We start from the raw sequence: 25579 nt of genomic DNA on the forward strand, positions 1-25579 counted from the left end.
TGTCAACCAACATTCAGGCAAGGGTCAATATTTATAATTACAAATCTGACATTATTGCGTCATTATGCTCCCCGATATCCGGAGGGTCCAACCTTAACCCAAAGTAGGAGTTACCATATATTAGTGGTATTTTAGGTAATTTTGTTTCTGTGCCATCAGGAAGTACGGTATCAAGCAAACCTTTCCCCTCATTGAGCTGAACATCATTAAATAGATCTTCGGGCCGGGCTATTGGTGCAAAAGGTATATCAGCTTGTTCGCATTTTTTAGTTATTTCAGCTTTGGAGTATTGTTTCATCTTTTTTTCTACTTCCGGCAAAAACCATTCGCGTTCAGCTATTCGATCATTATTAGTATTTAGACGAGGGTCATTGAGCCAATTTTGCGATTCAAACACTTCACAAAATCGTATCCAATGCTTTTCACTGATGATACCTATAAAAATTTGCTGACTATCAGATGTGTCGAATATGCGATAGATACTCCATGCGCTTACACGCTCCGGCATAGGAGGTACCGGTGTTTTCGTAATGGCACCATACGCCATATGTTGACCCATCAAAAAAGCGGTAGTTTCAAAGAGAGATGCCTGTACAAATTTACCTTCACCGCTCTTTTCGCGTTCGTAAAGGGCAGTAAGTATTCCAATAAACCCAAACATACCTCCTGTGATATCTATGACCGAAGTTCCTGCCCTAAGAGGGTCTCCTGTCCGACCGGTCATATAAGCCAGACCACCCATCATTTGTACCACTTCATCCATAGCATGCCTTTTTTCATACGGTCCAGGCATAAATCCTTTAAGTGAACAATAAATCAAACGTTTGTTCAATGGCTTTAAATCTTCATATCCGTAACCTAATCTCTCCATTGTGCCGGGCCCAAAGTTTTCGACTACGATGTCAGCTTTTTGAACCAATTTCAATATGACTTCCTTCCCTTTTTCTGACTTAATATCGATGGCAAGACTTTTTTTATTTCGACTATAGAAAGGGAAATATCCAGTACCAAAGCCCTTGAGCCTGCGTGTACTATCGCCTTCGATCGGTTCTATATGGATAACTTCCGCGCCCATGTCTGCCATCAACAAGCCCGTAGTAGGTCCCATGACAGCGTGTGTAAACTCCAAAACCCTAAGCCCTTCCAACGGCAGATTTCCACTCATAGTAATATTGAATTTTTAGGTTAAATAAAAAAACCATGCCAGTAATGACCGACATGGTTTAGAAAAGTGATTTGAGTTATGTTAAAAGGTATAAGATGCGTAAAATAAAATCCTTCTTGGTAATTGCATATAGCCATGTGCATATACACCCTGCTGAGCAGCAACACCTTGTTTTCTTAAAAGAAACGTATCATTATCTGATGCTCCGGCTATATTCACCAATGCTTCCGCGTTTGTAAGATTTCTGGCTAGGACGCCTACTTTTAGCGTATTGCTACTGATTTTGATATTGCCATAGATACCAGCGTTTATATTTGCCAAGGAAGGCAATTCCAGGATATTGGTAGCATCCTGATATCTGTTGGTCACGATGTTGTATCCAAAGTCTGCTCCAAAATATTTGTGTGAATACTCAGCGACAAAGTTGAACATAAATTCAGGAACACCAGGTAGTTTTTTATCCTTAAGATCAAGAGATTTTACTGTTGCACTTTCTTGAATGATTTTGTTGCCAAATAGATCTTTTGCAGGATCGGCCGTGGTAGATATTTTGAAATCTGTGAATCTGGCATTTTGATAAGTGAGAGAAGTATTCAGACTAAGGCCTTTGACCATAGATGGTTTGTATGATAAACTAATTTCAGAACCCATGATTCTGTTACTTCCCAATGGTTTTGAAACAAGAATACCGTTTTCAAAAATAGCAGCAAGCCGATTGTTGATCTGAGTGTGAAACAATGCAAAATCAAGGCTTAAATCACCAAAAGTATTTCTGTATCCTATTTCTGTGTTGTATATGATTTCGTTCTTATTGATTCCGTTTGGTGCTCTCAATAATGTTCTATTAGTAGCACTCGTCCACTCGAGAGATGTGAAAGCTGTATAATCCGGCATACGAAAAGCTCTGTTGAAGTTACCATAGATGGCAGAGCTTTCAGTCAACTGGTAATTGGCTCCGATAGTGCCTGACCAGTCAGAAAACTTTTCAACTCTGGTGAGTGCACTGTCCGCCGGAAATTTGGTTTCGGTCATATCTATGTTCAGGTCATCATATCTGAATCCAAGTAATACATTTAATTTATCTCCTATTTTAATTTCATCTCCCGCATAAAATGCCATTACTCTCTCTGTATAGTCACCTCTGCGGGTGATACCTCCATTTTGAATGGCGAAGTTTCCGTCAGTTCCCAATGCAACAGGTACACCGGTAAAGGCACCTTGTAATCGCAAACTGTCAGGTTTAGTATTGCTACCGTGTGCAAGGCTGTATGTAGTAGGAAGTAAATTTATGCTTGAGTAATAAGCCCCTGCTGAAAATTTATGCGTCATACTTCCTCCTTCGATGGTTTTTGAAATTTTAAAATCATTGATGATTTCCTTGTCAGCATTGTCACCGTCCAAAAGCAATCTGGATACATTGTTGGCATTATAGTATGCAGGAAGTGCAAATCCGTATTTTGTACCTGTCTCCATATCCTGATATCTGATGTGGTTTTCGACTTCAAAACCCGAACCGATATCATATCTGATACGTGCACCTGCGTGAAATCCTTTTGCATAAGATCCTCCATCCAAGGCTGTCCCAAAATTTCTAATTATTTCGTTTCCTTTGTCATCTTTGAGAGATACTTGTGTAGCAGGATTTTTAGCATTTCTTACCATGATTCTGTAGTTAATCTTACTGGCATTTGGAAAATTGTAAGTATCTGTATTTTTCCATCCGGGTGCCAGTTTAAGTGTATTGGCATCTACAGCGACATCTGCGAGGTTCTGGAAATTGAAATCTGCATACTGTCCGTAAACCCTAAGACTACCTTTATTGGAGGGAAACAGAAAATCTACATTTCCCCTGAGTTGGAAACCATCATCATTGTAGCCGGTATTTCTGAAACCAGTATCATTCAACTTCCATCCTCCGATATTGAAACGAATGTTTTCTGAGATAGGTCCATTTAAGTTGAAGTCAGCTCTGTAGTTGAATCCTCCTTTATCTAAAATATCATTATAGTTAGTAAGTCTCACAGACCCTCCGAGCTTACTGCCACCGGTTTTTGTGATCATGTTTATAACACCTGCAGCAGCCCCTCTTCCAAATAATGTCGCCGCGGATCCTTTTACTAGTTCGACTCTCTCTATATTATTGTCAAAACCAAATCCATTTTCAGGCAATTTTCCCGGTGTTGCAAGCGTGGGAATACCGTCTAGTAATACGGCAGTATAAGCCATACCTCCTAGAGGTGTACCATCTGGAAACCCTCGCAATCTGATGTTATTTCTTCTTCCCTGGTTAGGATTTACAAATACCCCCGGAACATTTTGGAGCGCTTCGTTGTATGATTCCGGTTTTAGTGTTTCAAGTTTTTTGGCATTGACCGTCTCGACTGTAGCAGGGGCCACTAATTTTCGCATTGCTGATCTGCTTGCTGTGACTACTACATCTTCAAGTAATGTCCCTTCATCTGAAAACTGGGTATTGATTCGACTTTGCCCGTCTAATTTTACTTCAATGTTCTTAAACCCGATGTAGCTAACCACCAATACTGCATCATCTGAAGACACATTTAATGAAAATTCTCCTTCTACATCAGTAATAGTCGCATTATTGATTCCTTTTTCTGTGACTGAAGCGCCTATCGCAGGCGAATTATCAGGTAACGTAATTCTACCTGTTACAGCCTTTTGCGCATAAGAAAACCCAACAGAAAATAAAACTAAAAATAGTGATAAATTCCTTTTGATTTTGATCATTTGCCTCAATGATTTCATTTTTAAGAGATTGTTTTGATTAATAAAAAGATTGATTGAAATAGTTAAGTAATTTAACTATAATACAAAAGTAGTTAATTTGCTTAACTATTATAATTTTGAATAAAAAAAATTAAAAATTTTTGTAAAACTTATATCATGTTTCCAAATGTGGTGTGTATAACAAATTGCACAAATTCATATTTTCTTCCCCGCTACCCTCATTCCCTAAAGAGCCTGTCAAGCTACGCTTGAGACGCCCCACCCTTTACCACTCTTCAGACATCTGATCTCCCCTTCAGGGGCCTTCAGGGGTCGGGGGTAAATTGATGAAATATTCCATCTAGACACATTCTCAAAAGTGCCGTTTGCTCGTTTTCATTCTTACCCTAAAAGAAGTGCAATATGTTATACACACCCAAATGTGCCATTCAAAAGAATAATATTAGTTTGATTTTACTTACTATTGAATTAATATAACGACTTATGCTTTTTTGAAATAAAAGAAGCAGTCAGAAAATGTTATAAAATTCTATTAGTTAATTTACTTTTGGTATTATGTTGCTCAAACCAAAATTGATAATTAATGACTTATCAATAAAAGTAATCCTTATTTGACGGCTACATCTTCATAATCTCCGTATTTTTTTAGATAGTTGACCATACCGCCTTCTTTCATTATTTTTATCATCACCGGAGACAAAGCATTGCAAGTATAGAACTTTTCCTTTGTTATATTTTTGACATAATTCTTTTCTATTTCAATTTCTAAGACATCGCCTTTTTCAATATCATGATCTGGTATTTCGATGACCGGCAACCCAACATTGATGGCATTTCTAAAAAAAATGCGGGCAAAGTATCGGGCTATCACCAAAGAAACTCCTGACTGAAGAAGTGCCAACGGAGCTTGTTCACGACTGGATCCACAGCCGAAATTATCTCCTGCTACCACGATATCTCCTTTTATAATGGTAGTGGCAAAAGAAGGATCCAGGTCTTCCATACAATGTTGTGCCAGCGTACTCATGTCCAGCGTTTTGGTATATTTGCCGGGAATGATTCGGTCTGTATCGATATTGTCCCCATAAACGTATTTGGTCTTCATGATAATCTTTAAAAAGTGAGTAAGTTATTGTTCTACAAAATCCAGATTATTGTGAAATGTCTCTTCCAGGTTTGTATAAGCCCAGGCAGCTATACCCACAGAGAGTATTCCTACTATGATAGCAGCATGATATGCCCCGACATAGTTATTGAAAAAGGTAAATGCTATTGTCTGTGGAATGACAGAAGCCCTTAATAGATTAAGAGAAGATGTTGTGGCTGTGGCCCTGAGATTTGTACCTGTTTGTTCAGCGGCCAGTGTCAGCAATACAATAGTATAACCTGCACTAATGCCCATAAACAAGAATAGACCGTAATACCACATTTCTGATGTTTTTCCCACTAAAAAGTATAGCGCCAGCAAAAGCGCAAAACTTCCCAGATACAGTTGTATCGCTTTTTTTCGGCTTTGCAGCCATTGACTGACCATGCCGCAGGAAAAATCACCAAAAGTAAACCCAATAAAAAAAACCATAAAAACGGTACTCACCTTGGGAATGGTAGTCATGCCCATAGCTTTTGCTATCTCAGGAGTAAAGGTCATGACTACTCCATTGACAAACCAACCAGGAAATCCCATCAAAATGACACTTATGTATTTTTTAAATAATTTTTTATTTTTTACAAGCATCAGAAAATTTCCTTTTTCGACTTTTGTCTCCTGCAGTCGCTCATAAAAACCCGACTCCAACAATCCCAGCCTAAGAAATAAAAGAACCAATCCCATGATGCCACCAAGCTGATAAGTAAACTCCCAGGAATATCTGCCTCCTATGACACTCCCAAAAATAGCACCCAGCATACCAAAAGATGCAATGATCGCAGGGCCAATACCCCGATACTTTTGAGGCAAAAGCTCTGTAGTCAAGGTGATAGCAGCACCCAGTTCCCCGGCAAGTCCGACACCTGCAACAAATCTTAATAAAAGATACACGTCATAAGATGGCGCATATGCACAGGCAAATGTAGCTAAGCTATACATTAGTATGGATCCAAACAAAACGGTTAGTCTCCCTTTTTTGTCCCCAAGTATACCCCACAAAAATCCACCTGTCAGCATTCCTATCATCTGTATATTCAATAGCCAGATTCCTTTTGACAAAAGTTCAGATTCAGGTACACCAAGTGACAAAAGACTTGCCTGCCTTACCACACTAACTATGATGATATCGTAGAGATCGACAAAGAAACCTAACGATGAAGCGACTACTGCAAGTACCATTGTTTTGGAAACCTTATTTACTTCTTGACTCATTGTTGGATTAATTTTAGAAATTACAGAAGTTGGGCAGGATTAGTGATTTCACCGGTCAATGCGGAAGCGGCTACCGTCGCAGGTGCCGCAAGATAGATATCGGAATGTGGATTTCCCATTCTTCCTTTAAAATTTCGGTTGGCCGCAGAAATAACGGTTTCTCCATTTCCGGGTACGCCCTCATGTGTACCTACGCAAGGACCACAACCGGGATTGATGATAGTGGCTCCGGCTTCAACCAATGTATAAGCAGTACCATCCAGCATTGCTTCAAGTAAAACTTTGCGGGAAGCCGGTGCTATGATGAAACGAACACCGGATTTTATCTTTTTACCTTTAAGTATAGCAGCTGCCACATGCAAATCTTCCAATCTTCCATTGCCACAAGTGCCAATAAAAGCATAGTTTATTTTTGTTCTTAAATGTGGGTCAATATTCATAACATTATCAGGAGACTCAGGTGCTGCAATTTGGGGGTTTAGATCCGAAACATCAAACTCAAAGGTTTTAACGTAACTAGCGGTAACGTCCGGGAAAACTGCGTTAAAGTCATAATCAAGTTTCAATCCTTTAGGGTGAATAAAACCAGTTTTGGCTCCCATCTCTGCCAGCATATTGGCTACACACATTCTGTCTGAAAGTCCCATAGCTTCAAAAGTCTCACCATGAAATTCTACAGAAAGATAAGTCGCACCGGATATTGTGATTTTACCGGTCAGATACAACACAAGATCTTTGGCATGTACACCTTTTTGTAATATACCATTACATATAACTCTGATGGTAGCCGGTGTTTTCAGCCATGTTTTGCCCGTAAGCATGATGGCTCCCAAATCTGTACTACCCATACCACAGGCAAATGCATTAAGTGCCCCACCAGTAGGAGTATGCGAGTCCGCTCCCATGAAGATGTCGCCCGGCTTGATGTGTCTTTTTTCCATGATGACCTGATGACAGACTCCTTCACCTATGTCATACAGCGGAAATCCCTGCTCTGATGCAAAATCACGCATCATTTGATGCAGGTTGGCAATTCTTTCATTGGGTGCAGGAGCGGCATGATCGATTATAAATGAGCATTTTGAAGGATTCCATACCCGACTACCACCCATAGACAGAAAGGCTTTGATAGATAATGGAGCTGTGGTATCAGTAGCCATGATACCATCTACAGGAGCTATGACTATATCGTTGGCCTTTACATCATTTCCTGTCTTTATACTCAGGATTTTCTCTGCTATCGTTTTTCCCATTATATTAAAGCTATGCTTTTATTTTGAATCAGTTTATACATCAAACCAGGCAAAGGGTTACCCAATACTTTTTCTATCTCTAAGCTTATCTTTGCTATTTTGCAGATGTCAATACCAGTATCAACGCCCATTTGATCCAGCATATGTACCACGTCTTCGGTGGCAATATTTCCGGTAGCCCCTTTGATAAATGGACAGCCACCCAATCCTCCGAATGCTGTATCTATGATAGTCACACCGGCATTTAATCCGGCATAAAGATTGGCGTAGCCTTTGTTTTCGGTGTTGTGCAGATGCAGACCTATAGGATTATTGCCCGCAATGGAAATAACTTGTTTTATAATTCTATCCACCTGAACAGGATGTGCCATACCTGTACTATCAGCAAGAGACAATTCATCAGCGCCACAAGTAATGAGATATTCAGCCAGATCCATAACCACTTTCTCACTGATTTTGCCTTCAAAGCGGCAACCAAAAGCACACTGAATTCCGCTTCGTACTTTGATATGGTTTTCTTTGGCCAAAGCGATCATTTCCTTAATCTCCATTTTGGCCTGTTCTATAGTTTTACCTGTATTTTTCAGGGAGTGGGTTTCGCTGGCTGATAAGGAAATAGAAAGGTGTTTGGTTCCACAATGTATAGCCCTTTCAAGTCCTTTTTTGTTTAATACCAGCCCGGAAATTAATACTTCCTTTTGTTCATGATTGGATTGTAAAAACAAAGCATCTGTATCAGCCATAGCAGGAACTTTTTCCTTATGCACAAAAGAGCCAATCTGAATTCTTTTGACACCGGCTTCGATCAGATCACGTGTCCAAATCAATTTTTGTTCCGTAGAAAAGATATGAGACAATGTCTGCAAACCATCCCTCAAACCCTGCTCTTCTATGTAAATATAATGATGCATAAAATGATAATCTATGGTTTTTGGTTTAGGTGTTGTTTACTATTTACTTAAGATTAGATACCCTTATCTCATGTTCGATTATTAGTCAACGTCAAATATATAAAGATACAACCGCATACAATAGTTATAAAATAAATATTCTAAAAACTTATCACAAAATTAGTTAACTTATTTAACTATTTATTAGATTTGCAAAAAAATTGTTAAATATGCTTAATTTAAAATTGTTTCCCAAACACACCGGAATATGGGAAGGAACCTATATCCGAATCAACGCAGAAGGTCAAGTAACCAATCAATGGAAAAGCAGGCTGACGATCAAACTGTACGATGATAATAAATATCACCAAGCAAATCACTACATGTGGGATGACGGTCACGAGGAGTTGCATGATTTTGGTGTGTCTTCTTTTGATGAGACAGGAACACTTATTTTTGATTCTCCAAGAATAGAAGGTTATTCATGGGAGACCAGGGACAGTGTTTGTCTTATATGGACATATAAAAATCGCCCTGGTTCCAAGCTTTTTGAAATGATAGACCTTATAGGTGATGGCACGCACAGAGTCAGGAACTGGAGATGGACAGAAGGTGACGAATTTCAGGGTATCACTATGATCAATGAGCGCAAAGTAGCAACGCAGGATGAGATTCCTCCTTCATTTTGGGAAGAATTGCCTGATAGAAGATTCAAAGGCCAAAGCAGAAGTGATCATTAATTTTAATAAAACCACTCTTAAATAATTAAGCTCATTTGCTTAGGGTAAATATTTATTTCTGAGGATTTAGCAATATCGGGTATTATTTTATTTGAACATTGTAATTCAAAAATCGGTAATTTTAAAGGTTATGACAATAACAGAAAAAGTGATGGCGCTGAATAGTGGGAGAGAAAGTGTCCTTCCGGGAGAGTTGGTATGGGTAGATGTTAATTCCGTCATGACTATGGATTATCTGGGTAAACAGTGTTTTAAGGCTTTTGAGAGCCTCAGTCCGGACAAAAAACTATTTGATAAAAATAAAGTGATTTGTGTAAGCGATCATTTGGTTCCGCCACCAACAGAGCAGTGGGCAACCATGCTCAATGAATGGAGGGAAATCGTCAGAAGTTATGATATTCCGTATTTTTATGATCTGGGTAGGCAAGGTATAGCGCACCAGATCATGGTCGAGCAAGGTCACGTCCTACCTGGAAAAGTTTCTATAGGTACAGATAGTCATGCCAATACTTATGGTGCAGTCGGCGCAGTAGGAAATGCTATTGGCGTCACTGATGCCGTAGTAGCCATGGCTACTGGTAAATGTTGGTTGCGGGTTCCGGAATCCGTAAAATTTGTCATCAAAGGTGAGTGGCAACCTTATGTCATGGCAAAAGATCTTAGTCTGCATATCATGGGTATGATGCATTGGAACGGACATTTGATATATAAAGCTTTGGAATATACGGGACCAGCCATCGAAGCATTAAGCATTGCGGGAAGAATGACATTGTGCAATATGACAGTGGATTTAGGCGCAAAAAACGGAATCATAGCGCCGGACCAAAAAACTGTAGATTATCTAAGACCGGTACAAAAATCAGACTGGAAGATGTTGGCAAGTGATGAAAATGCCCGTTATGACGCAGTATATGAAGTAGATGTTACCAATGTTGGACCCACAGTGAGCAAACCCGACAAACTGGACGATGTTGTTCCTGTAGAGGCCGTTGTTGGCACTAAATTCAATAAAGCATTTGTAGGTACATGTACCAATGGAAGAACGGAAGATTTTGCCATCATGGCAGATATACTCAAGGATAAACATATCCACCGGGATGTCAATATGATCTGCATACCTGCCAGTCAGGATGTGTATTTGGAATGTATTGAAAAAGGATATTTTTCTACCCTCATCAAAGCCGGAGCAGCTATAGAAACTCCAAGTTGCGGACCATGTGCCGGTATTCACACTGGTGTAGCGGGTGATGGAGATATAGTTTTAAGTGCCGGAAACAGAAATATGAAGGGCCGTATGGGAAGCAGAAATGCTCAGATCTATCTGACAAGTCCTGCCGTGGTCGCAGCTTCATCGATATTTGGAGTCATCACAGACCCAAGAAACATTAAATGATAAACGAAATAAGTCTTGATATATGATAATAAGAGGAAAAGCGTGGGTAGCCAAAACTTATGTGATGAGTTATGAAATGGTAATTCAGAAGTTTTGGACATCGCCGATAGATAAAGAAGAAAATGCAAAATGGATCATGGCCGGCGTGGATGAAGCATTCAACAAAGAAAACGGGTTTAAGGATCATGGATATACTTTCATAGTTGCAGGCCATAATTTTGCAGGAGGTGGCAAGAGTATTGAGCATTGTATCACTGGTTTGATGGGAGCCGGTATAAAAGCTGTATTTGCGACGAGTTTTGCAAGATTGCAATTCAGAAATGCCATCAACTATGGTATGTCTTTTGTCACCGCAAGAGATATGAATTTAGCATGTGAAACCGGTGATGAACTGGAATATCACCCTGAAACAGGGATGGTATATAATCTGACTAAAAACATCCAATTTCAATGTGTGCCTGTCGCACCTTTTGTGGCAGAAGTGGCTGCATCAGGCGGTCTGATGGAATTTATAAGAAAAAAAATAGCAGACGGGACGGTCTCCGATTTAAAATAAAATGAAGTATGATATCAAGTAAAGCAAAGGATAAACTCAAGAATGGAAGCATCTTGTATGGAGCTATCTCTCCTACATCTGATCCGACTATTTGCGAGTACCTGGGTTGGGCCGGGCTGGATTTTTATATGATAGATGGTGAGCATGGTCCTATCGATGTATCTCAGGCTGTTGACATGATACGTGCGTGCGAAAATACAGGTATCTCTCCGTGGGCAAGGATTAGGGCTGTCGATGAAAAATTAATATTGCAATACATGGATGCCGGGATAGTTGGTGTGATGATGCCGGGTATAGTGAAATTGTCTCAGGTAAAAGAACTGGTAAATGCGATAAAATATCCGCCGTTTGGCAAAAGAGGGCTTGGTCCTGTAAGATCAGCCGACTATCTGGCAGGAACGATGAACCAACTTCAATATATAGAATATGCCAACCAGAATACTTTAGTTTTTCCGCAAATGGAGGACATTGTTTGTATGGATTTTCTGGATGATATGGTAAATATGGAAGGTGTAGATGGTATTATCATCGGCCCCAGAGATCTGGCCATGAGTATGGGATACTATGACGGACCCAATCATCCGGAGGTAAAAGAGATAATTGAAACTGTGTTTGCAAAAACTAAAGCAGCAGGAAAGGTAATCGGTACAGTAGCAGCTACAAAAGAGCAAGCAGATGGCCTTATCCAAAATGGAGCACAGATTATACTAAATTCTGTACAAGGTTTGATAACGTCCGGTGTAAAAGGATTTAAAAGTCTATAAATAAAAAATAACCATCAACTAAAAACCCAAATATATGACATTAATAGTATTGTTCAATCTCAAAGACGAGACTTCACCGATAAAATATGAAACCTGGGCACAAACAGTAGATGTACCCACAGTGAAAAGGTTGACTTCTGTATCTGATTTTAAAGTATTCAAAACTTCAGGAGTTTTAGGAAGTGAGTCGCCTGCACCATATCAATATGTAGAAATCCTTGAAGTCAATGATTTGGAACAATTAGGTAAAGATATCAGTACAGACACCATGAAATCTATTGCTGCACAGTTTCAGGATTTTGCAGACAATCCCACATTTATGATGGCGGGCCAAATAGCCTGATAAAATATATTGATGAAGTTAGGTATAGATATAGGAGGTACATTTACAGATCTGGTTTTATTGAATGAAGCAGATCATAAAATTTATTTTGGCAAAACCCTTACAACCTATCCTGACCCTACATTAGGAATCATCACTGGAATTCATGAAATTACTACAAAAAACCGTTTAGCCATAGCTGATATAAAATCTATAGTACATGGTACGACACTGGTGACCAATGCCATTATAGAGCGCAAAGGAGCAAAGACTGGATTGCTTACTACCAAGGGATTTGAAGATATCCTGGAAATAGGACGCGAAATGAGATATGATATATATGATATTTTTATCACGATGCCAAAACCACTCATCCCTTCGGCTCTCCGAGTGGGCATAGATGAGCGAATGAACAATACCGGACAGATCATCAAAAGTCTGGATGTAAATCAGGTTCGTGAAAAAATCAGATTTTTGGTCAGTAAAGGCGTAAAAAGTATTGCAGTCAGTTACTTACATTCATATGCAAATGCGCAACATGAGCAAATCACAGGACAATTATTATCTGATGAATTTCCTGAAATTACTTACTCACTGAGCAGTGAAGTAATGCCTGAAATCAGGGAGTATGAACGGACCAGCGCTACAGCAATGAATGCTTATGTTCAACCATTGACCCATGAATACCTTACTAATCTCATCAAAAAGCTCAACATCATTGGTTTTTTCGGTAAGCTACACATCATGGATAGTGCGGGAAGACTGACGACAGTAGAAGGAGCGGTGAAAACGCCGGTACAATTGTTGGAGAGCGGACCTGCTGGCGGCACAATGGCAGGTGTTTTTTTTGGCCATATGATAGATAAAAAAGATTTATTGGCATTTGATATGGGTGGCACGACGGCAAAAGCATCCATGATAAGAGACCTGGAGCCTGAAATCACCAACCATTTTGAAGCGGCAAGAGAAAAAAGATTTAAAAAAGGAAGCGGCTTACCGGTTAGAATTCCTGTCATTGATATGATTGAAATAGGTGCCGGCGGCGGAAGCATAGCGTATATCAATCACCTTGGGCTTTTGACGGTAGGTCCGGAAAGTGCATCTTCCACACCGGGACCAGCCTGTTATGGACGAGGTGGCGAACATCCTACAGTGACCGATGCAGATCTAATCCTTGGATTCCTGAATGCAGATTTCTTTTTAGGAGGTACTATGACCTTAAATAAAGAAGCGGCAATTTCTGCGATGAAAAACAAAATTGCTGATCCATTGAGTATCACAGTAGAAGCTGCTGCATGGGGAATTCATCGTATTGTCAATGAAAATATGGCCAATGCAGCTCGGGTACATATCATAGAAAAAGGGTTGGATCCACGATTTTTTTCTATGCTGGCCTTTGGAGGAGCTGGTCCTGTGCATGCTTTTCACACAGCCCGCTTAATGAATGCACCACAACTCATAATACCTGCTGGAGCGGGCGTTTTGAGTGCTTTAGGGTTTTTGGTCAGTCCGGTGGCTAAAGAAGAAATCTTTAGCTATATTTCTGTTTTGGAAAATCTGGATTGGGAAAGAGTCAATGAAATGATTTCAACACTTACCCAAAAGGGAAAACAATTTGTCATGAATGCAGGTATTGATCCTGAGGATATTCAGGTTAATGTGACTTGCGATATGAGGTACGCTGGTCAGGGCCATGATATCCATGTAAAAATGCCCAACGGCACTTTAGGAAAGGCTTCTATGGACGAAATTATCACCAATTTCAAAAAAGAATACAGCACAAGATACGGACGAATTATCGAGGGTATTCAGGTAGAAGCCATTACCTGGAGAATATTGGTCAAAGGACCCTCACCTCGCTTTATTCCCAAACAAGCCGGTATAGAAAGCAGTGAAACGGCTTTAAAAGGACATAGGAATGTTTTTTGGGGTCAGGATTTCGTAAATACACCAGTGTACGAAAGATATGCCCTTACATCTGATATGGTGATAAAAGGCCCTTGTATCATTGAAGAATACGAAAGTACCACTGTCGTAGGGCAAAATGCGAATGTGCGTGTGGATGAATTTAAAAACATCATCATAGAAATGGAATATTGATATGCAGCAATACAACGCAATAGATTTATCCCTGCTCTGGGCACGTTTGATCTCTATAGTAGATGAAGCAGGTACCGCTCTACAGCGCACTGCGTTTTCTTCTGTTACCCGTGAGAGTGCAGATTTTGCCGTAGTTTTACTGGATACCAAAGGTTGATCCATGGTTGTGTGCAGGACATAAGCCCGATATCGGAATAGTGACACCCATTTTTTTTGAAAATAAATTGGTAGGATTCATTGGCTGTATTGCCCATAGTCCGGATATAGGCGGAACACTTTGGGGAGCCAATGCCAAAGATTACTATGAAGAAGGACTCTATATCCCACCGATGAAGCTTTATGATGCAGGCCAAAAAAATGAACCACTCTTTAGCATCATCAGAAACAATGTAAGGGCTGCCGACCAGACTATAGGAGATATTTTAGCTCAGGTAGCGGCAAATGATCAGGGTATAAAATCCCTGCACCGCATGATGGCAGAAAACAAGATCACTGAAATAGATCATCTAGGAAAACAAATCATCGATGCATCTGAAAAGTCGATGCGTGCGGCTATAAAAGCTGCTCCGGACGGAACTTACCATGCAGAATATCACGGTGATGGCGGTGGCAAATCAGAACCGGTTCTCCTCAAGTGTGCTGTCACCATTAAAAATGACAGTATTCATGTAGATTATACAGGCACATCTGCCGCTCATTCATTGGCGATTAATGCCGTACTCAATTATGTTTTTGCCTATACTGCCTATCCCATCAAATGTATCTTTAGTCCGGACGTACCCAACAATGAAGGAAGTTTCAGACCTATCAGCATACACGCACCGGAAGGAAGTCTGCTCAATGCCCAAAAACCCTCGCCGCTTGGAGCACGAAATGTTACCGGCAACATCCTTTATGGTCCTGTAATGAAGGCGCTGAGTCAGGCAGTACCGGACAAGGTTCAGGCTGACTGCGGATCTGCAGTTTGGGTGATGGTACTGAGTGGTAAAAAAGAAAATGGCAAGGAATATGTAGAATATTTATTTCTGGCAGGGGGATATGGTGGCAGAAAAGGACTGGCAGGAGAGCATACCCTTTGTTATCCTACCAATGTGGCAAATGTCCCGATTGAAGTCTTTGAAAATGATGCTCCTGTAGTGGTAACATGCAAAAGTCATATACAAGGAAGTGGTGGCAATGGAAAGTATAAAGGTGGCATGGGACAGCGATTTGCTTATAAAAATATAGGCAAGACACCCATTCATATAAGTAATGTCACTGAAAAAATAAATAATAAAGCTTATGGCCTTTTCGGAGGAAAAGAAGGAAAAAGTGGCAAGATATATATTGTCACAGCACTCGGCAAAAGAAGACACACTCCGATAAAAGGACACGACAAGCTATATTCGGGAGAAGAATTGGTGATGGAATTGCCGGGTGGTGGCGGATATGGATCACCGGAATGACAACAATAGAATTATGACAAATATCTCAGCCTGAAAATATTGAAGTATTAAAAAATAAAACACTAAAAATCTAAAATCATGAGTTACCAGTTACCACCTGTATATACCAAAATCACGAAACATGAAGTTTTTCCTGATTTTGACCATGATGAGCGTGCCAGATATAATTACCTCGCAAACCTAAACAGATATATCTCTACAGCAATAGCTCCCGGCAATAAAACAGCATTTGACAATCGTATAGCTCCTGATTTTGAAAAGGAAGCAGGCCGTCCTTTTAAAGACAGGCACGAGGTCAAAGATGCTATGTCAAAGGATCCTGTGTATCAGATGTGGGCAGCATTGCGAAGAAGTACGATGGAAATGAGACAACAAAATGGAAGGGCAGTGGTGCTGCGACAGGCAAAAGAACTGGCTCAAAAAACACATCTAATCAACAAAAATGCACAAAACCTTCACCTAAAAGATAACTTTGAAGTTCCTGCTTACCTGAAACATGTAGACAATCATCTCATGCCAGGAAGCTACCATACTGAATATTTTCCTGGCGATGTAGCTAATGCTGCCAACTATGATAGTGGTATTTTTGTGACCACTGCCGGTATGCTGGGTCGGTTGACAGATGGTGGCGGCAAAGCTATAGCTAAGTGGGTACGGGATACTTATCCGGAATTTAAGCCTAAAAGAATACTGGATATTGGTTGTGGTCTTGGACATAATACCTTACCTATTGCTTTGGCATATCCTGAAGCAGAAATTATAGCCATAGACGCAGGCGCACCCATGCTCAGATACGGTGCTGCCCGTGCAAGCGCTCTTGGTGTAAAAAATGTAACCTTTGTACAAATGGATGCTGAAAATATGGGAGAAATAGCGGATGCCAGCTTTGATTGGGTTCAATCTACCATGGTTCTACATGAAACCGGCGGCAAAGCAATTCATAATATTTTCGGCGAAATAAAAAGAGTGCTTGCTCCGGGTGGACTGAATTTGCACATAGAGCAGCCACAATATACTCCGGAGATGAGTTATTATGAGCAGTTTATGCGGGATTGGGATGCTTTTTACAACGCCGAGCCATATTGGGGACATATGCATGATCTTGCACCATCTGCATTGATGCAGGAAGCTGGTGTGTCAGAAAATGATTTTATGCAGGTAGGTGTAAAAGCGGTCAATGATCTTGATGACAAAAAACAGGATGGCAAAATTACCGAAGATTTTGGCAGGACTCCGATTTGGAATGTATTTGGTGGATGGAAAAAGTCATAATTTGTTTTCTTAAAAAATTTTCAAAAAATTAGTAAAATGGATAATAACGAATTGTCATCATCACATTCAGGAGGTACAGTGATTTCTGAAGATTTTGATACTTCAGGCATCAACGACATTCTGATGGCAGGGGACAAAGCTAAAGGTGGAAGACCCTATTTTTTGAATGATCCTGCTGTAGAAAGAGTACTGAATATAACCATGGCAGTGGCAACGGAATTGGCTGTAGCAAGGGAGCGTATTGATACACTAGAGAGAATTCTGGAAAGCAAGGGCATCATCAGCAGAAAAGAGATTGAAGATTTTGTTCCGACAGATGCGCAGGGAGAAGAAAGACAACTTTGGCATGCACGCTATGCAGCCCGTATAATGCGGATAGTGCAGCAGGAAATAGATGCAGTGGCGCATCCTGAAAACAATAAAGACATGCACCGGATTGCTGATGAAATCAATGAAATGTAATGCATTCTGTCAAGGAATTTATAGATAAATTTTATCAAGCTATCATAGATAAGGAAGTAGCAGAAATCATCAATTCCTATCATGTCGGCGATGATACTTATGTCATATTGGAAGGGCCCAGACTTTCCACCAAAGGGTATGAAAATATAGCTCCGGGATGGAGAGATTTTTGTAATAGCGCCATTGTCCTAAAAAGTATTGAATGGCTGGAAGGACCGTTTACTTTTGAACAGTCAGATAGCGCCACCTTAGCGGGTGTGATTCGTTTGATTGGAAATATCGGAAAAGATAAAACCTTTGATAACACATTCAGGGCAAGTTTTTTGTTACTGAAAGATCAGGAGAGTTACAAAATCATCCACGAGCATGTATCCGGAGCTTTAGCAGATCCTTATGGTATCGGAGACTGGAAAAATCAAAATAAGGATTGAATTTTAAAATAATCAGCGTATGTATAAGTCATTTATTTTTATAGTATTCAGCATTTTTGTTTTGAACAAAGGGATTGGGCAGGAATCAACTCCTCAAACAGGAATTTCAGGAGTCTATGAAGTAGTACTTGCGGTAAAAGACGTCAATTATTCCATCAAATACTGGAATGAATTCGGTTTTAAAGTCATCGACAGTACATCGATATCTGCAGAGACTGCTTTCGTGCTTTATGGTGTTAAATCCGCATTGAAATCATATCGAATGCAAAATGGAAATATCGATAGTCATGGACTGCTTAGACTTTGGAAATGGGAAAAATCGTTGGGTGATGGTATCGGATACAGTGAGCCAGAAACCATAGGATCGCGTATGGCTGTAATGAAAACCAATGATATCATGCGCCTGTACGATGTGTATGAATTTTTGCGACAGAATAAAAAACCATGGCTGCCAACGGAGCCGATTACTGATGACTTGTTCGGATTGAACAAAGGAGATAGGGACTTCCTGAAAAGGCCGGTTTTAGTTCGGGAAAATGCTGTTTATGGTGAATATTTCAATCATGTATTTTTCCAGCGTTATGGGTATGAAATTCCAGGTTATGGTACGATACATCCGGACACTCCTTTGAAGACGAGCGAGTTTACCCACCATGATTGGATTATTGGTGGTAAAGACATGGAGTCACTCAAATATATCACCGAAGTATTGGGGTTTAAAGCAGAAGCAGCACCAGAAATAAATGGAGATTATTCCAAAGGGCCTAAGCGCGTATTTATCATGCCCGACGGTTACAGCCATCTGTATCAGGGATTTGTTTCGCCCAATAATATTTGCGGCAAACTTAAATTTTTTATACCTAATGGCCCTAAACCGGATAAATCAGATAAACAGCGCCCCGGAGAACTAGGTATCACCATGCACTCGCTATTTGCACCGGATATTTTGAAAATATATCAGGCAGCCGTAAAATACCCGGGTTTGGTGACAACTAAAGTTATTAAAAATGAATTTGGAGAAAAGACATTTACCATCAAAGACAGCGTCAATGTTTTATGGCAGATCATCGAAAAAACCAACACATCCAATAAACCCGAAACCAAAGTAAATTTCACCTTTACAAATAATTAAATTTCTCATCAATGAAAAATATATTCATTACAAGCCTATTACTCATACTGTGCTTTTCTCTGGTAAGCGCTCAAAAAACAAAATCAAAAAAGTATGGCAAAGCCAAACATGAAAAAACTGAAAAACAGTTGGACCTGAGTAACCCGGCTGATAATCTTGATGCCTTTGTAAAGATGCGCGCCTCACTCGATACCAATGAAGTGACCGTATATTACTGGACAGGGCGTATCTATTCATATATTGATGGTGAACGAGGTAAACCACTTTTTGATCTGGAAGCCATGAATATAGCGATCATCAAAAAAGATGGTAACGACTACAAAATGCTGACGCGTGAAGCGGCTATTTACAGAGATATCAATACTGGTAAAATAATAGAAAAATGGTATAATCCATTTATCAGCGACACTGTAGATGTAGTGCATGTGTGGAATGACCCTGTCAATCAAACTTATGCCCTAAAAGGTCGATTTGGAGATTGGGGAGTGCCTTACAAAAAAATGGGTAATGGGCGTGTGGCTATGTATTCGGATATCTTTTTGATGTATCCGTCTCCATTACCGGTGAAGGACTTTCCCGAAAATAGCAGATCAGATCAATATCAGGCAGCAGAGTTGTTTCAGTTTTTCCTTGACGAAAAACAATTACTAAACCCTAAAACCAAAAATATTTACTCTGAAGTAGGCTGGACACGGGTTTCTGACTTCTTGCCCTGGATGCGCATGGGAAGTAAACCCGGGAATCTGGTATATCAGTGTCGTGGATTCAAGACCAATGGAGGATTTGAGACCATTCCGGAAGAATTCAGAAGTTATATCTTGAAACACAAACCTGAATTTGCCGCACCTCCCAAAACTTATGCCACACCCAATATGACCAGCTGGAAGTACTTTAAGGAATTGAAGAAGTGATTTTATGATTTGGTATTTGGTTCAGGTAAATAGTTTACATATTGCTTTTGGATAGTTTGGGCTATTCTTTTCCTGAGTTTTGATGGGGAGATGACCATCATACTACTTCCGAAACCTAGGATCTCTCTTTCCAGCTCAAAATTGAGTTGTACTTTGATAGAAAGGAGTAAACTACCGTCATCATTTCTTTCAATTATCTCTTGACTATGATGTAGTGGTTTTGTTTCTATATAAGGAGCGTTGGCAGCATCTACCCAAAGTTGGATAATTTCAGGTCTGACATTAAGACTCACACTGACGCCGATCACATCCATAAAGTATTCATCAACTGAAGCAATAATGGATGGTCTGTATTTTAAGTTTTCAGCTATTTCAACATTCACCATTCTGTCTAATGCCAAATTTAATATATGATCCGTATTTCCTTTCACACCAAAAAGAAACCATCTGTTTTTGTATTCTTTAAGAAACCATGGGTGAAAGGTCATAATTTGGGCACTTTCAGCCTTAAATGATTTGTACTCGATGAAAAGAACCTTTTTATCCTGAATTGCTTTGTATAATGGATCCAGAAGTTGTATTCCTGTAAGTCTGTCATTTTTTTCGAAATGTATGATAGGAGTTTGTTTACCCGAGGTAGTGTAAACATGATCTTCCAGCTTTTGGACTACTTCATGCAGGTTTTTGAAATGCTCGAAACCTTTGAACTGTTTGAGCAATTCCACTGCTTCTGACATTTGCTGCATATCTGTGTGTGAGATGGGTAGATTCGTGATGCTATATTTGGGGTCTTCGTAGGTATAATATTTTTTATCTACTACGATGATGGGTGCATTATAGCCAAGCTTATCACTGCGCATCATTTGGATATCGTATTGGATAGTGCGGACGGAAGCACCTTTGGAGATGCCTTCGTATTCGTAGAGTGCATCGCTGACTTTATCTACAAGCATATCGAGTGTCCACTTCCGTTGGCGATTGCGGAAGCAGTTGTCAAGGACTTTGTATCTGATGAGGGCGTTTTTGTTGATGGGCATTGTATAAAAGCAATTTGAACGATGAATGATTCGAACAATGAATGATTTAAAAATATTTTCACAAAAGTACAAAATAATTTTTACTACGCAAAAAGACTGCGTACCACACTTTTACCTTTGCATCGTCAATGATGATAAATGAACAAAAAGTTGTTCAAACTCAAAATTAGAATATGACTTTATTCGAATGAATATATGACAAAATAGTTGGCATAGCTCGGAGATTTTATCCCGTAGATGTAGTTGAAGCTACATCGAGGAAAGAAAATTGAGAACGATGTCAAATATGAAGTAAGATTTTCATGTAGTTCAATTCATGTTCTAATTTTGAGTTTATAAAAATATATCACAGTAATGTGTTGAAGAAGTCGCTTTTCTATCTGTAATAGTCCATAGTTGAGAGTTTCTGTATAGCTCCATAGTGCAATGATGATTGTATTCTGACGAGTAAGATGTTTAGTGACGCATAATTTGCGGGTCATGGGTTCGACTCCCATCTCGGTCAAAAGCCGAATAGCTCAGTGGTTAGAGCAGCAAACCACGAATGGCAGGTTCGAATCCTGCACTATCCTTATACGATAGTTAGTGTAGTTGGTTAACACGCCGGATTTAGGTTCCGTTTTTTACTTCCACAGTATCGCACATGACGAATACATTCCGCCTAGAGAATCTTCGGATAATCAAAGCAATCTGTACATCACTTTGAAATCATATCACGAAAAATCTCTGTCAACAAATCATAAACGATGGCCAATCAAATGGAAGAAAATCTATTGATAAAAAGTCGCAAATGATAGCTGATCACAATGGCTCTGACGATGATTCCGTAATGTGTGGACGAATGTATTCTGATTGTGCGTTTTAGTAGTTTTTTAGTAGTAATTTTTAAATATTTTCAAAAATGAAAAAAGTAGTTGTAAACACCAATTGTATCGGTTTGATCTTCAAAAACGGAGAACTTAACCAAGTATTAAATCAGGGCATTTATTGGATGATGCCTTGGACAGAAGTCAGTATCCACGACATGGCAAAACCATTTCCTATGGATATCAATGCAGAAGTATTGAGACTAAATAAGGATTTTGAAGTCAAAACCATCCTTATAGATGTAGCTGATAATCAAATGGTTTTTGTTTACAAAGATAAGGTGTATCATCGTTTATTGACGCCTGGAAAATATTTTTTCTGGAATAATGATGTCAATACTTACCAATTCAAAACAGTAGACTTGTCCAAAATTGAGATAGAATCAGATATCGACAAAAAAGCACTGATGAATCTTTCTGGTACTTATGTGCGAGCGTACAAATTGGAAAGTTTTGAAAAGGGAATTCTTTTTGTAGATGGAGAAATGAAGCAAACCCTTGATGCAGGTACCTATATGTATTGGAAAAACGCGATAGATATTTCAGTGCTAAAAACCGATATGCGACTCATCAATATGGAAATCCCTGGCCAAGAAATTTTGACCAAAGATAAATCGCAGTTGAGATTGAATTTTACCTTACAGTACAAAGTGACGGACATCATCAAAGCTTTGGTAGAGAACAAGGAGTTTGAAAAACAACTCTACGTCATCATGCAATTGGCTATCCGTGAGTACGTGGGCAAATTGACATTTGACGAATTGATGGAAACCAAAGAAAATCTCTCAGAATTTGTCTTAAACGATGTCGTAACGAAAGCCACTGACCTTGGTGTGGAAGTGAAGTCTTGTGGCCTAAAAGACATCATCTTGCCAGGAGATATCCGCGATATCATGAACCAAGTATTGATCGCCGAAAAACGTGCGCAAGCCAATATCATCACACGCCGTGAAGAGACCGCTTCTACACGAAGCTTGCTCAATACTGCAAAATTGATGGAAGACAATGCCATGCTATTCAAACTCAAAGAGATGGAATACGTGGAGAAAATCGCTGACAAAATCAGCCACATCACCTTGTCTGGCAGCGGTCAGGTTGTAGATCAATTGAAGCAGATATTTGTGAAGTAGTAAAATGCAGAACAGTCTATTCACTTAGACTGTTCTATTTTAAATAATTTTGTAAATATATATTATGGATAAATGTAAATTATGTAAAGTTAATGACTTAGACAATACTGGTGCCCATGTTATAACTGAATCTTTAGTTAGACCAACTATCTCAGAAGAAGGGTCTAAAGGTAGAGATAATGAAATCTTATACTCTTTATCTGGAAGAAATTTTGGTAAAAGATTTATCGGTAGAAAAATAAGTGAGGAAAAGATTTTGGAGCTTCAAGGTGATGCATTAACTGAACAGCAGTTAGTTGAAAATTCAAATCCAATTCTTGATTATAATTTAGTATGTAGATCTTGTGAAAATAAGTTCAATCCTATAGAAACATTTTTTATGCAAGATACTAAATCAAAAATAGAAAACTGCGAAAACATTCAGTTGGTGTTAAATTCAAAACATTATCAAGTTACACTTTTATTTATAGTCATAAATATGTGGAGGTTAGCTGAGTCTGATAGCAAAGAGTTTGTTTTGCCTGATGAAGTTAAGGAAGATTTAAGAGTATTAATTGAAAAATTAGAGAAAAAGTCGATAGATGAAGTATTGGGTGATATAGACTTTAGTACTGGGAGTTTGTCTAAAATTAGATTTAGTATGATGTATATGAGACATGATTCGGGTAATAAATCAGCAAATACAATTGCGCTTGGTTCAAATGCGGAGCCCTTATTTATGGTTTTAGGTCAATTAGTATTTACTGTTTTCTTCGATTTTGATAAAATTGGAAATTATAAAATTCCTAGTTTAATCTGCGAAATAACTTCAAAAAACAAAATTAGAAAACAAATATTGAGACAACCTGAAGAATTAATAATTCAATACATCTCTGATTTTAAAAGATTAGCTTTGAATAAAAAAATATTCCGCCATGAGATAAAATATTTTTGGGCTAATGTAAATAATATTACAAGAAAGTGTCATATTAAATTTTACAAATGCCTACCCACAATTGATGTTTTTAAATATGTTCATCATGAAATTAGAAAATTGCCAAGAGGATTTGAATTAAGTGATGTAGATGAAATAATTGCAAGAGTTATAATGGATTGCGGTGTTTATTATAAAAAAAATGGTCTTCCTAGAAAATAAGAAACAAAATGACAGACATTTGCTTAAATATAAGTTTTAATATTCCAAGCCTTGACGACTATTCAAAATCTGAAAAAGCTCTGAAAGTTGAAAGTTCTTTTCATACACATTTAATTATAGAGGATGCAGGGGCAATAGTTCTGAAAATATTTTTTAATAATAAAACTAACTTTGATTATAAGATAACGGATTGGTTAACTGAAGAAAGGTCAGAAAGTGCATTTGGTAAGTCAATTGTTATTAACAATATAAATGAAAGGCCCAACATTGAAATTATTTCTTTTGCAAATTCTTTTGTTAAAGGATGGAATATCAGTACTAATCAATATGAAGGAAATAATAAATTCATAATTTTTAAATTAGGCCAAATTAGAATCGAATATAAACCTGTTAAAAAATATAATTTCGAATCAGAAATTTATTTTACAGACAGTGCTTATAGCCTTATCAATGAAAATTTTAATTCTGATAACTTTTGTTTGAATCCAAACATTTGGGAAAGTATAAATTACCAAAAAGAGCTAGTTGATATTGGAAAAATAAAGTTTATATTTGATTTCTTTAATCAAATTGGAAAAGATAATAATGGATATGACAATCTTATTATTAGAAAACCAAGATTAGTAATAAAACATGATAACTTATCTTTCGAAGAAATTAGTATATATGTAGAATTAATTGTTTCTCTTATGGAACTTTATACCGGCAATGACATTAAAATACATTTCTGGAGACACCATTCCGAATTGTCGACAGTCGTAAAAACTTATGATTATTCTGAAAAAGCTGTATTTAATAAGTTCAATTTTGGCATTGATTTTGATGGCGATTTATATACATTAATTACCAGTATCTCTTTAAAAATGTTAGAGAATACTTCAGTAATTTCTGAGATTACACATAAGTACAATTTAGCTCGAATATCTTCTGGAAGCATAAATCTTGTGCTTTTATTTTCTATTATTGAGAAATTGAAAAAACATTTTGGTATAAAGAATCAGAAAGGAGAAAATTTTCAATTTACTGATCCAAAAATTCATAATAAAATAGATGAATTTTTTGATGAATTATTGGAAGAAATAGAAGACGAATCTCAAAAAACGTCATTCTTAAGCTTAAAAAAAGATAAAATTTCTATGTTAGTATACTTACCATTAAAAGACCAATTTAATGATGGGTTTTTAGAACATGATCTTGATCCAGTAAAATATAACATTGATTTTAAAAGAGTAATAAAAATGAGAAATGAAATTTTTCATGGTAAATTTATTGAACCCGAAAATCAAGAATTGAAGTCAATAAATGATGCTCTTTATAATTTTGTTGGTGCTTTAATTTTGAAGTACCTTCACAGTTGAATTTATTAAGATTGAATTTTCGTTTCGAAAAAGAAAACGATAGTTATGCAGGTTAAGCCACATTACCAGTTTCAACTTAGCTCACCACAATTTTGTCATATAAAAAATAA

Annotated in this window: 23 protein-coding genes and 1 tRNA gene; 17 read left to right on the forward strand and 7 right to left on the reverse strand. The window is 38.3% G+C overall.

The features are described 5' to 3' along the window. Positions 1–37: 37 nt before the first annotated feature. From IPK35_23275 to IPK35_23300, 6 genes are all read right to left on the reverse strand, one after another. Positions 38–1165 carry a CoA transferase gene (locus IPK35_23275; GenBank protein MBK8056111.1) on the reverse strand — a complete coding sequence of 376 codons (1128 nt, stop codon included), beginning with the start codon at positions 1163–1165 and terminating at the stop codon, positions 38–40. Between the two features lie 81 nt (positions 1166–1246). Next, the gene (locus IPK35_23280) at positions 1247–3931 is read right to left on the reverse strand and encodes a TonB-dependent receptor (protein MBK8056112.1); all 2685 of its coding nucleotides are present in this window, start codon (positions 3929–3931) and stop codon (positions 1247–1249) included. Between the two features lie 589 nt (positions 3932–4520). Next, entirely contained in the window at positions 4521–5018 is a 498-nt protein-coding gene (locus IPK35_23285; protein ID MBK8056113.1) for a 3-isopropylmalate dehydratase small subunit, read from the reverse strand. 24 nt (positions 5019–5042) lie between these two features. Beyond that, positions 5043–6272, reverse strand: a complete 1230-nt coding sequence (locus tag IPK35_23290) for an MFS transporter (protein MBK8056114.1) — start codon at positions 6270–6272, stop codon at positions 5043–5045. Positions 6273–6292: 20 nt separating this feature from the next. After that, the gene (locus IPK35_23295; protein ID MBK8056115.1) at positions 6293–7525 is read right to left on the reverse strand and encodes a 3-isopropylmalate dehydratase large subunit; all 1233 of its coding nucleotides are present in this window, start codon (positions 7523–7525) and stop codon (positions 6293–6295) included. Next, entirely contained in the window at positions 7525–8436 is a 912-nt protein-coding gene (locus IPK35_23300) for a hydroxymethylglutaryl-CoA lyase (protein MBK8056116.1), read from the reverse strand. Before IPK35_23300 ends, IPK35_23295 begins: the two co-directional genes overlap by 1 nt. Before the next feature lie 209 nt (positions 8437–8645). Here IPK35_23300 and IPK35_23305 point away from each other — a divergent pair, with 209 nt between their 5' ends. The 13 genes from IPK35_23305 (at position 8646) to IPK35_23365 (ending at position 19943) form a co-directional block, all read left to right on the forward strand. Further along, a complete protein-coding gene (locus tag IPK35_23305) occupies positions 8646–9155 on the forward strand; it encodes a DUF3598 family protein (GenBank protein MBK8056117.1) in 510 nt (169 codons plus the stop codon). Between the two features lie 130 nt (positions 9156–9285). After that, complete coding sequence (locus IPK35_23310; GenBank protein ID MBK8056118.1) at positions 9286–10548, forward strand: 3-isopropylmalate dehydratase large subunit; 1263 nt, start codon at positions 9286–9288, stop codon at positions 10546–10548. 22 nt (positions 10549–10570) lie between these two features. Then, on the forward strand, positions 10571–11104 hold the full coding sequence (locus tag IPK35_23315; protein MBK8056119.1) for a hypothetical protein: 534 nt from the start codon (positions 10571–10573) through the stop codon (positions 11102–11104). An 8-nt stretch (positions 11105–11112) separates the two neighbouring features. Further along, on the forward strand, positions 11113–11868 hold the full coding sequence (locus IPK35_23320) for a host specificity protein (protein ID MBK8056120.1): 756 nt from the start codon (positions 11113–11115) through the stop codon (positions 11866–11868). Between the two features lie 34 nt (positions 11869–11902). Then, positions 11903–12211 carry an REDY-like protein HapK gene (locus IPK35_23325; protein MBK8056121.1) on the forward strand — a complete coding sequence of 103 codons (309 nt, stop codon included), beginning with the start codon at positions 11903–11905 and terminating at the stop codon, positions 12209–12211. A gap of 12 nt (positions 12212–12223) precedes the next feature. Beyond that, on the forward strand, positions 12224–14290 hold the full coding sequence (locus tag IPK35_23330) for a hydantoinase/oxoprolinase family protein (GenBank protein ID MBK8056122.1): 2067 nt from the start codon (positions 12224–12226) through the stop codon (positions 14288–14290). A gap of 46 nt (positions 14291–14336) precedes the next feature. After that, on the forward strand, positions 14337–14447 hold the full coding sequence (locus IPK35_23335) for a hydantoinase B/oxoprolinase family protein (protein MBK8056123.1): 111 nt from the start codon (positions 14337–14339) through the stop codon (positions 14445–14447). A gap of 7 nt (positions 14448–14454) precedes the next feature. Then, entirely contained in the window at positions 14455–15735 is a 1281-nt protein-coding gene (locus IPK35_23340; protein MBK8056124.1) for a hydantoinase B/oxoprolinase family protein, read from the forward strand. A 78-nt stretch (positions 15736–15813) separates the two neighbouring features. Further along, a complete protein-coding gene (locus tag IPK35_23345; protein ID MBK8056125.1) occupies positions 15814–17007 on the forward strand; it encodes a class I SAM-dependent methyltransferase in 1194 nt (397 codons plus the stop codon). 123 nt (positions 17008–17130) lie between these two features. Next, the gene (locus IPK35_23350; protein MBK8056126.1) at positions 17131–17469 is read left to right on the forward strand and encodes a hypothetical protein; all 339 of its coding nucleotides are present in this window, start codon (positions 17131–17133) and stop codon (positions 17467–17469) included. Next, on the forward strand, positions 17469–17900 hold the full coding sequence (locus IPK35_23355) for a nuclear transport factor 2 family protein (GenBank protein MBK8056127.1): 432 nt from the start codon (positions 17469–17471) through the stop codon (positions 17898–17900). Before IPK35_23350 ends, IPK35_23355 begins: the two co-directional genes overlap by 1 nt. A 52-nt stretch (positions 17901–17952) precedes the next feature. Then, positions 17953–19032, forward strand: a complete 1080-nt coding sequence (locus tag IPK35_23360) for a hypothetical protein (GenBank protein MBK8056128.1) — start codon at positions 17953–17955, stop codon at positions 19030–19032. Positions 19033–19043: 11 nt separating this feature from the next. Further along, positions 19044–19943 carry a DUF1838 family protein gene (locus IPK35_23365; protein ID MBK8056129.1) on the forward strand — a complete coding sequence of 300 codons (900 nt, stop codon included), beginning with the start codon at positions 19044–19046 and terminating at the stop codon, positions 19941–19943. Between the two features lie 2 nt (positions 19944–19945). Here IPK35_23365 and IPK35_23370 read toward each other — a convergent pair whose 3' ends face one another. Continuing rightward, a complete protein-coding gene (locus tag IPK35_23370; GenBank protein ID MBK8056130.1) occupies positions 19946–20980 on the reverse strand; it encodes a WYL domain-containing protein in 1035 nt (344 codons plus the stop codon). 515 nt (positions 20981–21495) lie between these two features. Between IPK35_23370 and IPK35_23375 the strand changes: the two genes are divergently transcribed. The 4 genes from IPK35_23375 to IPK35_23390 all read left to right on the forward strand — a co-directional run bounded on the left by IPK35_23375 (position 21496) and on the right by IPK35_23390 (position 25469). Beyond that, positions 21496–21549: transfer RNA gene (locus tag IPK35_23375), tRNA-OTHER, on the forward strand. Positions 21550–21881: 332 nt separating this feature from the next. Beyond that, positions 21882–22976, forward strand: coding sequence for a slipin family protein (locus IPK35_23380; protein MBK8056131.1), 1095 nt, complete (start codon positions 21882–21884; stop codon positions 22974–22976). 64 nt (positions 22977–23040) lie between these two features. After that, complete coding sequence (locus tag IPK35_23385) at positions 23041–24111, forward strand: hypothetical protein (GenBank protein ID MBK8056132.1); 1071 nt, start codon at positions 23041–23043, stop codon at positions 24109–24111. An 8-nt stretch (positions 24112–24119) separates the two neighbouring features. Next, positions 24120–25469, forward strand: a complete 1350-nt coding sequence (locus IPK35_23390; GenBank protein MBK8056133.1) for a hypothetical protein — start codon at positions 24120–24122, stop codon at positions 25467–25469. Positions 25470–25579 lie beyond the last annotated feature (110 nt).

It is taken from the genome of Saprospiraceae bacterium (assembly GCA_016713025.1).
In the GTDB taxonomy this organism is placed as follows: Bacteria; Bacteroidota; Bacteroidia; order Chitinophagales; family Saprospiraceae; genus OLB9.

Bases quoted from the DNA above. Each gene is read 5' to 3' on its own strand.
- IPK35_23275 (MBK8056111.1), bottom strand. From the start codon at position 1,165: ATGAGTGGAAATCTGCCGTTGGAAGGGCTTAGGGTTTTGGAGTTTACA.
- IPK35_23280 (MBK8056112.1), bottom strand. From the start codon at position 3,931: ATGAAATCATTGAGGCAAATGATCAAAATCAAAAGGAATTTATCACTA.
- IPK35_23285 (MBK8056113.1), bottom strand. From the start codon at position 5,018: ATGAAGACCAAATACGTTTATGGGGACAATATCGATACAGACCGAATC.
- IPK35_23290 (MBK8056114.1), bottom strand. From the start codon at position 6,272: ATGAGTCAAGAAGTAAATAAGGTTTCCAAAACAATGGTACTTGCAGTA.
- IPK35_23295 (MBK8056115.1), bottom strand. From the start codon at position 7,525: ATGGGAAAAACGATAGCAGAGAAAATCCTGAGTATAAAGACAGGAAAT.
- IPK35_23300 (MBK8056116.1), bottom strand. From the start codon at position 8,436: ATGCATCATTATATTTACATAGAAGAGCAGGGTTTGAGGGATGGTTTG.
- IPK35_23305 (MBK8056117.1), top strand. From the start codon at position 8,646: ATGCTTAATTTAAAATTGTTTCCCAAACACACCGGAATATGGGAAGGA.
- IPK35_23310 (MBK8056118.1), top strand. From the start codon at position 9,286: ATGACAATAACAGAAAAAGTGATGGCGCTGAATAGTGGGAGAGAAAGT.
- IPK35_23315 (MBK8056119.1), top strand. From the start codon at position 10,571: ATGATAATAAGAGGAAAAGCGTGGGTAGCCAAAACTTATGTGATGAGT.
- IPK35_23320 (MBK8056120.1), top strand. From the start codon at position 11,113: ATGATATCAAGTAAAGCAAAGGATAAACTCAAGAATGGAAGCATCTTG.
- IPK35_23325 (MBK8056121.1), top strand. From the start codon at position 11,903: ATGACATTAATAGTATTGTTCAATCTCAAAGACGAGACTTCACCGATA.
- IPK35_23330 (MBK8056122.1), top strand. From the start codon at position 12,224: ATGAAGTTAGGTATAGATATAGGAGGTACATTTACAGATCTGGTTTTA.
- IPK35_23345 (MBK8056125.1), top strand. From the start codon at position 15,814: ATGAGTTACCAGTTACCACCTGTATATACCAAAATCACGAAACATGAA.
- IPK35_23350 (MBK8056126.1), top strand. From the start codon at position 17,131: ATGGCAGGGGACAAAGCTAAAGGTGGAAGACCCTATTTTTTGAATGAT.
- IPK35_23355 (MBK8056127.1), top strand. From the start codon at position 17,469: ATGCATTCTGTCAAGGAATTTATAGATAAATTTTATCAAGCTATCATA.
- IPK35_23365 (MBK8056129.1), top strand. From the start codon at position 19,044: ATGAAAAATATATTCATTACAAGCCTATTACTCATACTGTGCTTTTCT.
- IPK35_23370 (MBK8056130.1), bottom strand. From the start codon at position 20,980: ATGCCCATCAACAAAAACGCCCTCATCAGATACAAAGTCCTTGACAAC.
- IPK35_23380 (MBK8056131.1), top strand. From the start codon at position 21,882: ATGAAAAAAGTAGTTGTAAACACCAATTGTATCGGTTTGATCTTCAAA.
- IPK35_23385 (MBK8056132.1), top strand. From the start codon at position 23,041: ATGGATAAATGTAAATTATGTAAAGTTAATGACTTAGACAATACTGGT.
- IPK35_23390 (MBK8056133.1), top strand. From the start codon at position 24,120: ATGACAGACATTTGCTTAAATATAAGTTTTAATATTCCAAGCCTTGAC.